The sequence below is a fragment of the Acaryochloris marina MBIC11017 genome (assembly GCF_000018105.1).
Classification (GTDB): Bacteria; Cyanobacteriota; Cyanobacteriia; order Thermosynechococcales; family Thermosynechococcaceae; genus Acaryochloris; species Acaryochloris marina.
Genome location: NC_009926.1, coordinates 201,828 through 213,008 on the forward strand (window position 1 = coordinate 201,828; position 11,181 = coordinate 213,008).

Genomic DNA, 11,181 nt, shown 5'->3' on the forward strand with positions numbered 1-11,181 from the left:
TTAGCTAAACGGCAATGAATGTGCATCGCAACGGCTTAGAAATTGCAATTATTGGACTGTCTGGACAGTTTCCAGGTAGCCCAACTCTGGATCAATTTTGGCAAAACTTAAAGGCGGGCGTTGAGTCAATTTCTGTCTTTTCTGATGCCGATTCTCAACTCGCTTCGGCTCCATCCAGTGCCACTCAAACCGCAGTCAAAGCGGGCGGCATTCTCACCGATATTGAGTATTTTGATGCCCCCTTCTTTGGTATTAATCCGCGCGAAGCCGAAACGATGGATCCGCAGCATCGGCTGTTTCTGGAATGTGCTTGGCAGGCATTAGAACAGGCTGGCTATGCTCCTGGGAGGGGGAACGATGCGGTCGGCGTTTTTGCCGGAGTGGGCATGGGCACCTATTTGCTCTACAACCTCAGTCCCCATCCAGAGGTGATGGCCTCCCGTGGCTTTTTGCAAACCTTAGTCGGCGTGGATAAGGATTATCTATCCACACGCGTCTCCTACAAGCTTAACCTTAGAGGCCCCAGCATCAGTGTGGGTACGGCTTGTTCCAGTTCGCTGGTCGCTGTTCACTTGGCTTGTCAGAGCTTGCTCAGCGGCGAATGTGATATGGCGATTGCAGCCGGGGTTGCCGTGAAGGTGCCGCAAATGAATCTCACCCTGTCGCCGGACGAAATTGCTTCTACCGATGGGCAGTGTCATGCCTTTGATGCCAGGGCCAACGGAACTGTTGGGGGTAACGGTCTGGGGGCCGTGGTGTTGAAGCGATTGGAGGATGCGATCACAGATCGGGATACGATCTACGCGGTGATCAAAGGCTCGGCCATCAACAACGATGGGGGGATGAAGGCGGGCTATACCGCTCCTAGCCAGGCCGGACAGACCCAGGTGATTCGGGCGGCGCAGGCAATGGCAGAGGTGGAGCCGGACAGCATTACCTACATGGAAGCCCACGGTACGGGCACGCCTTTGGGCGACCCGATTGAGATTGCGGCGATGACCGAGGCGTTTCGAGCCAGTACGAACAAAGTCGGTTACTGTGCCGTGGGATCGGTCAAAACCAATGTCGGCCACCTGGATGCGGCAGCGGGAATTGCTGGCTTGATCAAAACCACGCTGGCACTGCATCATCGGCTTTTACCGGCCAGCCTCAACTTCGATACGCCCAATCCAGATATTGATTTTGCCAACAGTCCATTTTATATCAATACAGGGCTAAAGGAGTGGGTGGCCAACGGTACGCCTCGACGAGCGGGATTGAGTTCCTTTGGCTTTGGCGGCACCAATGTGCATCTGGTGCTGGAAGAAGCCCCTGCCCCGGCACCGTCGAGTCTGTCTAGACCCCAGCAACTGCTGCTGCTGTCTGCCAAAACTCGCTCTGCCCTTGATACGGCCACAGCTAATCTGGTTCAGCACTTGCATCTGCCAGATATCAATCTGGCAGATGTCGCCTATACGCTACAGGTTGGACGCAGCACCTTTGCCCATCGCCGTATAGTGGTCTGTGCCACGGGGGCAGAAGCGATTGCTGCTCTAGTAGACAAGGCAGACTGCCAAGCTCCCCAATCGGAATACGGATTGACGGACAGCGACACCTCTCAACGGCCTGTCGTGTTTATGTTTACCGGACAGGGTGCCCAATACGTGAACATGGCACGAGAGCTGTATGATACCGAGCCGCTGTTTCGTCAGACTTGCGATCGCTGTTTCACGATCCTTGAACCGCACCTGGGCTTTGATTTGCGCTCGGTGCTGTATCCCGATGCAGCCAGTCCCGAATTTGACATCGACCAGGCCACGCAGCAGTTGCGCCAGACAGCAATCGCCCAACCTGCTCTATTTGTGATTGAGTATGCCTTGGCGCAGCTCTGGATGTCATGGGGAATTCGACCGACAGCGATGATCGGTCACAGTATCGGCGAATATGTGGCAGCCTGTTTGGCAGGTGTCTTTTCCCTGGAGGAGGCTTTACCGCTGGTGGTGAGGCGGGGTCAGTTGATGCAGCAGTTGCCGGGAGGAGCAATGCTCTCGGTTAACCTGTCTGTGGACGAAGTAGCGTCACTGCTAGATGAGATAGATAAGACAATCTCAATCGCGGCCAGTAATAGCCCTAGCTTAACGGTGGTATCTGGCTCCAATGCAGCAATTGCTGCATTGGAGCAGTGGTTAACCCAGCAGCAGATTGGCTGTCAGCCACTGCACACCTCCCATGCCTTTCACTCCAGCGCCATGGATGAGATCGCAACTCCCTTCGCCCAGGCGATCGGCCAAATTCAGCTCCATCCTCCCCAGATGCCGCTAATCTCTAACGTGACGGGCACCTGGATGACCGCCGCCGAGGCCACCGATCCGCAATACTGGGTGCACCATCTGCGCCAGACCGTGCGTTTTGCTGAGGGCATCGCCGAGCTATTGCAGGATAGTCATCACCTATTTTTAGAAGTGGGGCCAGGCCGCACGTTGAACACCCTGACTCGGCAGCAAGCGACCGATCGGGCGGTGCTGTCATCCCTGCACCATCCCAAGGATCACGCCTCCGATGTCGCCTTCTTGCTGCAAACACTGGGGCGGCTCTGGCTGGCTGGGGTGACGGTCAACTGGCCAGGCTTCTATGCCCACGAACAGCGCGATCGCCTACCTCTACCCACTTATCCATTTGAGCGACAGCGCTACTGGATTGATCCACCCAAGACCCTCCCCAGTAAGGCGTCTCTCAGTCAGGCGGTTCCACTGCGACAGAATTCCAGTCAAGCCAATGATCTCGCCGACTGGTTTCATGTACCCTCTTGGCAGCGTTCGTCTCGATTATCCACACCTATTCGGTCAAGCTCATCCGCCAACATACTAATCTTCCTTGATCAGGCAGGTGTAGGAGAAGTACTAGTGGAACGGCTGCAACAGCAAGGACATCGCGTGGCAACCGTGGACATTGGCTCAGAATTTGCCCAGCTTAGCGACACCAAATTTTGTCTCAATCCCGATCAAGCGGATGACTACCAGGCTCTATTCAAGACCCTGCGGACGCAGCAGTTCAGTACAAATGCCATTGCCCATCTCTGGTCAATAACAACTGCGGCAGAGATGCCCTCTGGACTCGACCCGCTTGACGCGACCTTGAGCCGAAGTTTCTACAGCCTGCTGTTTTTGGCCCAGGCTCTGGGCGACCAACCAGGAACCGATCCGGTTCACCTCACGGTCGTCTCTAACCAGCTACAGTCCGTTATCGGGAATGAGCGGATGTGTCCAGAAAAAGCGACGCTGCTGGGGCCAGTGGGTGCGATCGCACAGGAGTATCCTCATCTCAACTGTTGCAGTATTGATCTGGAACTGGATGAACCCCTATCCGAGGCGACAGACCCAGATCTACTCGAATCACTGCTGGCTGAAATTACGGCACCATCGGATGATGCCCTGATCGCCTATCGGGGTCGCCATCGCTGGGTGCAAACGATGCAGCCCATTCGTCTGGAGGAAACGCTAGCCGACCCAGCCAATTTACGGTCGGGTGGTGTTTATTTGATTACCGGAGGACTGGGCGGTATCGGCCTAACCATGGCAGAGTATCTCGCCCAAGCTGTACAGGCCAAGCTAGTGCTAATTGGGCGTTCTGGATTACCAGATGACACAGCAGCAGCAGATGGACAGGATGCTCCAGTTCGTCGCAAAATTGCTGACCTGGAGGCGCTGGGAGCAGAGGTGCTGGTTACCCAGGCTGATGTCACGGATCTGGCGCAGATGCAACGTGCGATCGCAGAGGCGGAAGCTATCTTTGGTTCGATCAACGGCGTGATTCATGCGGCGGGAATACCGGGCGGCGGCATCATGCAGCGCAAAACGCGAGCGGCGGCTGAGGCAGTTTTAGCACCCAAGGTGAAGGGAACTCGCGTTCTGGAGGCGGTACTGCCCGCAGACCTGGACTTTTTGGTGCTCTGCTCCTCACTGGCTTCGGTGATTCCTCTGCCCGGACAGGTGGACTATGCCGCCGCCAATGCATTTCTGGATGCGGTTGCCCAAGCTCGAACGGCCAGAGATCAGTTCACGACCTGCATCAATTGGGATGCCTGGACAGAGGTGGGCATGGCCGTAAAGGCGGCGAACCCGTCTGTGCAGGATACGGATCAGAACCCTGATCCTATTGCAGTTGAGCATCCACTGTTTGAGGTCTGCTATCCCCATGATGCCGATCAGGTGCGGTACGTTTCCCGACTGAGTTTGGATCAGCATTGGGTGCTGAATGACCATCGCTGGGGTGAGCAGGGGCTCCTACCTGGAACGGCTTACTTAGAGATGGCACGGGCTGCCTGGGCCAATCATCATCAGACCAACCCGACCGATGGCATAGAACTTCGCAATGTCTATTTCCTGACGCCGTTGCTGGTGGACGCTGAACAAGAAGTCCATACGGTGCTGACGCAGAAAGACACCTACGTCGAGTTTCAAATTCAGAGTCCATCTGGCGTTCAGATATCTGGTGCCCAGCCGCTAGAATGGCAAACTCACACTGTCGGTGAAATCGCTATACCGCAGCCAGCACAGCCCCGGACATTCGATCTGCCTGCGCTGAAAGCCACCTGTAGCCAACCGCAAGCCGGGAGTGCGGCACCGTCTCTGGATCATCTGCTGGATGGTCCGATTCAGTTTGGCGATCGCTGGCGTAGCCTGAAGTGGATCAACCGCTCCGACACCGAAGCGCTGGCTCTGCTAGAGTTACCCGATGCCTTCCATGCTGAACTATCCGTTCATCGCCTACATCCCGCGCTACTGGATGTCGCTACGGGGTTTCTAATGATGCAGCTACGGCAGTCTGACACCGCGTATCTGCCCTTTTCTTATCGCCGATTGACGATGTGGGGAACGTTGTCAGCGCAGATCTGCAGCTATATCCAGTGGCTCAACCCATCTGACTCTGACAGCCTGAAATTCAACATCGTGCTTATGGATGACCAGGGCATTGAGCTGATTGACATCGAAGACTACACGCTGAGGAGAAAGGCCAATGACGCAACTACCTAATGCGCTGGATGCCCCGATCAACCCGCCGTACTCGCACGATCTAGACGCGGTTGAGTCAATGCAGATCGACTCTGCATCAGTCACTGAAGCAACCGCTGAGGAAACGACGGCGGAAAACGCTTACCTCACCCTCTCAACTCCCGGACTACTAGAGACGCTGCACTTTCAGCCCACCACTCGACCATACCCTCAACCGGGAGAAGTGGAAATTGAAGTGGCGGTGGCTGGCCTCAATTTCAAAGAGGTCTTGCTGGCACTGGGGTTAATTCCGGCTCCATCCCCAAACGTTCAATTTGGCCTGGAATGTGCGGGGAAAATTACGGCGTTAGGAACCGGAGTAGAGGGCTTTGCCGTAGGCGACGAGGTGATGGCCTTTGGTCAGGGCTGCATGAGTCGCTGGATCACTCTGCCTGCTCAGTCCGTCGCGCCCAAGCCTGCTCAGCTCAGTCTGGAAGCATCTGCCACGATTCCGATCGCCTTTACGACCGCTTATTACGCCCTGATTACCGTAGGTCGCCTGCGGCTGGGCGATCGCCTGCTGATTCACTCGGCGGCAGGTGGTGTGGGGCAAGCCGCCGTTGCGATCGCACAGTGGGTGGGAGCCGAGATCTTTGCCACCGCTGGTAATCCTGAGAAACAAGATTTTCTGCGATCGCAGGGCATTGCCCATGTGATGAATTCCCGTTCTCTGGACTTTGCCGAGCAGGTGATGCAAGACACCAATGGTGAGGGAGTAGACGTGGTGCTGAACTCTCTAGGCGGCGAGTTTATTGCCAAAAGTCTGAGCGTGCTGGGTCGCTATGGTCGGTTTCTGGAACTGGGTCAGCGCGATATTTTGAACGATACCCCAGTGGGACTGGGAGCGTTTGAGAAGCGGCTTTCCTTCTTCGCGATTCAAGTGGAACCAGATGCGCCAGGGTTTGACGAAACTTGGCAAGCTGTTGGCCAGCAGTTTCAAACCCAGCACTTTCAACCACTACCCCACCGGGTATTTCCGGCAGCAGCCGTAGCAGAGGCGTTTGGCTACATGGCGGCGGCAAGCCACATCGGTAAAGTCGTGATTTCGCTAGCCGATTGCCAATCCTTAGCCTCCCGCCAATCTCTGGCCTCAATCCCACAGCTTGCCCTCAGTTTGCCAACCGATTCTTCCCGGAATCAGGCAAGTGCGCCGAGAAATCAGGGTATTGCTTCAACCCAGCCAAGTGCCCCCTCCCGCCGGGGCCTGCCCACTGATTTTTTTGATGCAGGCATCTCGCCAGCGGACGGGATGATTGCCTTTAGACGGATTTTGGGCAGCAAATTGCCCCAAGTGGTGGTTTCCACCCGCGATTTAGACCTGCGGCTGAGTTCCCGCAAAGTTGGCAGCGAGGAGCGGATTCAGATGCGCCCACAGATGCCGATGGCTGAATCTGAAGCGCCCACCATTAACCCATCGAGTCAACCCGGAAACGCTGCCAGTCATGCCCGTCCCGCCCTTGTTCAGGACTATGCTGCTCCCCGCAATGCTACAGAACAGGCAATCGCTACTATCTGGGAACAGTTCCTCGGTGTCAGCCCAGTGGGTATCCATGACAGCTTTTTTGAGTTAGGCGGTCATTCCCTGATGGCAACGCAGGTCGTGGTCCAGATGGGCGTGGCCACCCAGGTAGATCTGTCACTCAACATTTTATTTGACCACCCAACCGTGGCTGCCGTGGCCCAATATGTAGAGCAGGTGCAGCAGACTGCTACAGCCCTACAAGCTTCTATCAATAGTGACTCAGACGATCGCGCGGAGATTGAGTTATGACCCCATCCATCCATGAGTTTTTATTTCAGCTCAGCGAACAGGGTATTAAGCTGTGGGTCGAGGGTGATCGCCTCCGCTGTAACGCGCCCAAGCAGGTCTTAACTGAAGAATTGCGATCGCAATTAGCTGACTGCAAGGCCGACATTGTGCAGTTTTTGAGCCGAGCAGATGCCCGTTCCAGTGGTGCCTCAAATGGTACAGTCACCCCTGACCTACCTCAGATCAGGCCATGCCCCGACGATCGCTTTCAGCCCTTTCCCCTGACCGACATTCAGCAGGCGTACTGGATTGGACGCACCCAGGCCTTTGAACTGAGCCAGGTTTCAACCCACTTTTATAGCGAACTGGACTGTGATCCCGATCTCGATCTGAACTTATTAACTCAGGGCTGGCAGCGACTGATTGAGCGCCATGATATGTTGCGGGCAATCGTGCGACCCGACGGACAGCAGCAGATTTTAGCACAGGTGCCGCCCTACGAGATTGCGGTGTTGGATTTGCGGGGCGAGTCGGCGGAGAAAACGGCAGTTCAGCTAACTGAGTTGCGCGATCGCATCTCTCATCAAGTACTGCCCAGCGATCAGTGGCCTCTGTTTGAGATGCAAGCGACCTATTACGATCCCGCTCATCTGCGGCTGCATATCAGCTTCGACCTCTTAACCAGCGATGCCCGCAGTATTGAGATCGTGTTTCGGGAATTGGGGCAGCTCATGCAGCAGCCAAACACAGAGTTCACGCCCATCGAGCTTTCGTTTCGCGATTATATCCTGGCCGAAATCGCTTTTCAAAACTCAGATGCTTACCGTCGCTCACGGGACTACTGGCAGCGTCGGCTGGCCACTCTGCCACCCTCACCCGAACTGCCGTTGGCTGTAAATCTAGCCGGGATTAGTGCCCCGCGCTTTGTGCGGCACCATCAGCTTTTGGAGCGCGATACCTGGCAGCGGCTCAAGACCCAAGCGGCTCAGATTGGCATCACGCCTTCTACACTAATTTTGACGGCATTTGCCGAAATTCTTACCGTTTGGAGCAAAAAGTCTCGCTTCACGCTTAATTTGACGCTGTTTAATCGGTTACCTCTGCATCCCCAGGTGAATGATCTGGTGGGCGACTTTACTTCGCTGACATTGCTGTCGATCGATCACACCCAGGCAAGTTCATTGATTATTAGGGCACGGCAGATTCAGGCTCAGCTCTGGACTGATTTGGAACACCATCATTACAGTGGCGTACAAGTCTTGCGAGATCTGGCTCGTTCCCAGGGCGAGGGAACTGCTCCGCTGATGCCCGTGGTGTTTACCAGTATCCTCAACCCAGAGGCGATGGGTGAACGCCCCTTTCCGCTCGACTGGTTGGGACAGTTGACCTATGCCGTCAGTCAGACCCCACAAGTGTATTTGGATCACCAGGTCTCGGAGGTGTCGGGAGCGCTGAAGTTAACCTGGGATGTGGTGGAGGCCATTTTTCCGGCTGGCTTAATCAAGGAGATGTTTGCCGCCTACTGCGCCCTGCTAAATCGGCTGGCCCAGGAGGATGACCTCTGGCATACCCCCCAGCGACAGCTACTGCTGCCTCACCAACTGAAGCAGATCGAGGCGATCAATGCCACCGATACCAACTTTGTCACCAGCGATTCGGCTCCCCTGCTGCACACGCTCTTCTTTGACCAAGCGATCCGGCAACCGGAACAGATTGCGATCGCAACTCCTGACCGCACCCTCACCTATCAGGAATTGTGCGATCGCGTCCATCAGCTCAGTTATTTCCTGCATCAACAGGGCATTCAGCCCCAGGATCGAGTGGCGATCGTCATGGCCAAAGGTTGGGAGCAGATTGTTGCTGCCCTTGGTATTCTCAGCTTGGGAGCCGTTTACATTCCCATCGATGCGGCTCTCCCCCAAGCGCGTCAGTGGCAACTGTTTGCAGAAGCCGATGTCACCTATGCCCTCACCCAATCTGTGATAGACGCGACGTTAGAGTGGCCCCCATCCCTGCCTCGTATCAGCGTCGATACCCTATCATTCTCATCCATCTCTATTCCATCATCTCCCACATCCCCCACCGATCTGGCCTACATCATCTACACCTCCGGCTCCACGGGCCAACCCAAAGGCGTGATGATTGACCATCGGGGAGCCGTGAATACGATCCTCGACATCAACCAGCGATTCGGTGTAACTTCAGCAGATCGGGTGCTGGCGCTCTCGTCCCTCAGTTTTGACCTGTCGGTTTATGACATCTTTGGCACGCTGGCCGCAGGCGGCACTCTGGTCATCCCAGCAGCGGACGGTAATCGTGACCCAGCTCACTGGCTCAACCTAATTGAGCGGCATCATGTAACGATTTGGAACTCGGTGCCAGCGCTGATGCAAATGCTAGTGGAATTCGCGGCAAGTCAACCCGATCGAACGGCAGCAACATTGCGTCTGGTGCTGTTGAGCGGCGACTGGCTGCCGCTGAGCCTACCCGATCAGATTCGCTCAATTGCGCCCCGATCTCAGGTGATCAGCCTGGGAGGAGCAACCGAAGCCTCTATCTGGTCAATTCTTTACCCGATTAAAGAGGTTGATCCCACCTGGAGGAGCATTCCCTATGGCCGACCGATGGCGAACCAGCGGTTTTATGTGCTGAATGCGGCCTTGTCACCTTGCCCTGTTTGGGTGACAGGGCAGCTTTACATTGGCGGCATTGGGCTAGCTCAGGGGTACTGGCGCAATCACGAAAAGACCCAGGCCAGCTTTATGGTTCACCCCCACACTCAGGAGCGGCTATACAAATCAGGCGATCTAGGCCGCTATCAACCTGATGGCACGATTGAGTTTCTGGGTCGAGAAGACTTTCAGGTGAAAGTGAATGGACATCGGATCGAACTAGGCGAGATTGAGGCTACACTGCTTCAGCATCCGGCAGTGAGACATGCGATCGTAACGACCATTGGTGCCCCTCGTGATCAGCAGCAGCTAGTGGCCTATATCGTGCCCGATTCACCAGCGGCGCTGACTCCTGCCTCTTCTCCATCGTTTAATGCCCAAGTTGAAGCCCATGAGCCTCGCCCACTAGACGGTACGCTCACCGATCCAGCCGAACGTCTAGATTTCAAGCTTCAGCAGCGGGGAGTGCGATCACCCGCTCCTAGCCAATCGGGCGTTCAACTGCCCAAGCCCGAATTTGATGATGCGCTGGTGCAAGCTTACTGGCAACGCCAAAGCCATCGTCAGTTTCTCGAACAGCCGATTTCATTAGAGGCATTTAGCCAGTTTCTCAGCAGCGTACTTCAGATGCAGGTGACGGGCTTGCCGCTACCGAAATACCGCTATGCCTCGGCGGGCAGCCTCTATCCGGTGCAGGTGTATCTCTATCTGCAACCCAATCGAGTTGAGGATTTAGCCGCTGGGTTTTACTACTACCATCCGGTTGACCATCAGTTGCTGTTGCTCAGCGATTTTGCAGAAGTCGCAGCCCATCGCTATGGAATTAATCAGGCTGTGTTTGCGGACTCGTCGTTTTCCCTATTTTTAATTGGGCAGTTGCAAGCGATCGCGCCCATGTATGGCGAACTCGCCCGAGATTTCTGTTTATTAGAAGCAGGGTATATGAGTCAGCTCTTGATGGAAGCCGCTTCTCAACAGGAGATTGGTCTATGTCCCATCGGTACGCTGGATTTTGCAGCGTTGCGATCACACTTTTGTCTAGAAGATAGCCATATTTTGCTGCACAGTTTTGTTGGAGGGAAAATCGATCCAACTTGGACAAAACAAGCGGCTTCTGTCAATCTGACTATTCAGGCTCAAAATCGCAATATTCAAGGTGTACAAAAGACTGATTTACAACTCGAACTGAGTTCTTTCCTACAGCAAAAATTGCCGCGCTACATGGTGCCTTCAGCTTATGTAGTATTGGAGACTTTACCGTTAACGGCTAACGGTAAAGTCGATCGTAAGGCGTTACCCTTATCCGATAATTTTAGTCCTCCTCAGCAGTCAGTTATCAAACCCCAAACCCAAACTGAACGAATGGTTGCCCGAGTTTGGCAGGAGATTTTACAGCTAGAAACGGCCGGCATTCACGACAATTTCTTTGAACTGGGCGGCAATTCTCTATTAATGATTCGCACCCAAGTCAAATTGCAGGAGTTATTGCATCAAGAAATCCCCATTGTTGAGCTTTTTAAATCTCCGACTATTCACGCCTTAGCCAGTTATTTAAGCCAGCACTATTCAAGCTCACAGCAGACAGAATCATCGACTAAAAAAGGCGGTCAGCGTGCCCAATTACGAGGCGATCGCCAAGCCCTCAGAGACCAGCGCAAACAGTCCCGACAATCTCATCGATCAACCCACCAATCATAGTGAATCAGAAGATGCTTAAAGAGCTATATGA

General features: G+C 54.7%; 3 protein-coding genes. All 3 read left to right on the forward strand.

Annotation, left to right across the window (positions count from 1 at the left end; genetic code table 11):
• Nucleotides 1-14: 14 nt before the first annotated feature.
• Genes AM1_RS29745 through AM1_RS29755 form a run of 3 tightly spaced genes read left to right on the forward strand, consistent with a single transcriptional unit; the run spans nucleotide 15 to nucleotide 11,150 of the window.
• Nucleotides 15-5,012, forward strand: a complete 4,998-nt coding sequence (locus AM1_RS29745) for a type I polyketide synthase (RefSeq protein ID WP_012166727.1) — start codon at nucleotides 15-17, stop codon at nucleotides 5,010-5,012.
• On the forward strand, nucleotides 4,996-6,801 hold the full coding sequence (locus tag AM1_RS29750) for a zinc-binding dehydrogenase (RefSeq protein ID WP_041661144.1): 1,806 nt from the start codon (nucleotides 4,996-4,998) through the stop codon (nucleotides 6,799-6,801). Before AM1_RS29745 ends, AM1_RS29750 begins: the two co-directional genes overlap by 17 nt.
• The gene (locus AM1_RS29755) at nucleotides 6,798-11,150 is read left to right on the forward strand and encodes a non-ribosomal peptide synthetase (protein WP_012166728.1); all 4,353 of its coding nucleotides are present in this window, start codon (nucleotides 6,798-6,800) and stop codon (nucleotides 11,148-11,150) included. Before AM1_RS29750 ends, AM1_RS29755 begins: the two co-directional genes overlap by 4 nt.
• Nucleotides 11,151-11,181: the final 31 nt, after the last annotated feature.

Excerpts from the sequence above, each read along its gene's own strand:
- AM1_RS29745 (WP_012166727.1), top strand. The coding sequence starts at position 15 with ATGAATGTGCATCGCAACGGCTTAGAAATTGCAATTATTGGACTGTCT.
- AM1_RS29750 (WP_041661144.1), top strand. The coding sequence starts at position 4,996 with ATGACGCAACTACCTAATGCGCTGGATGCCCCGATCAACCCGCCGTAC.
- AM1_RS29755 (WP_012166728.1), top strand. The coding sequence starts at position 6,798 with ATGACCCCATCCATCCATGAGTTTTTATTTCAGCTCAGCGAACAGGGT.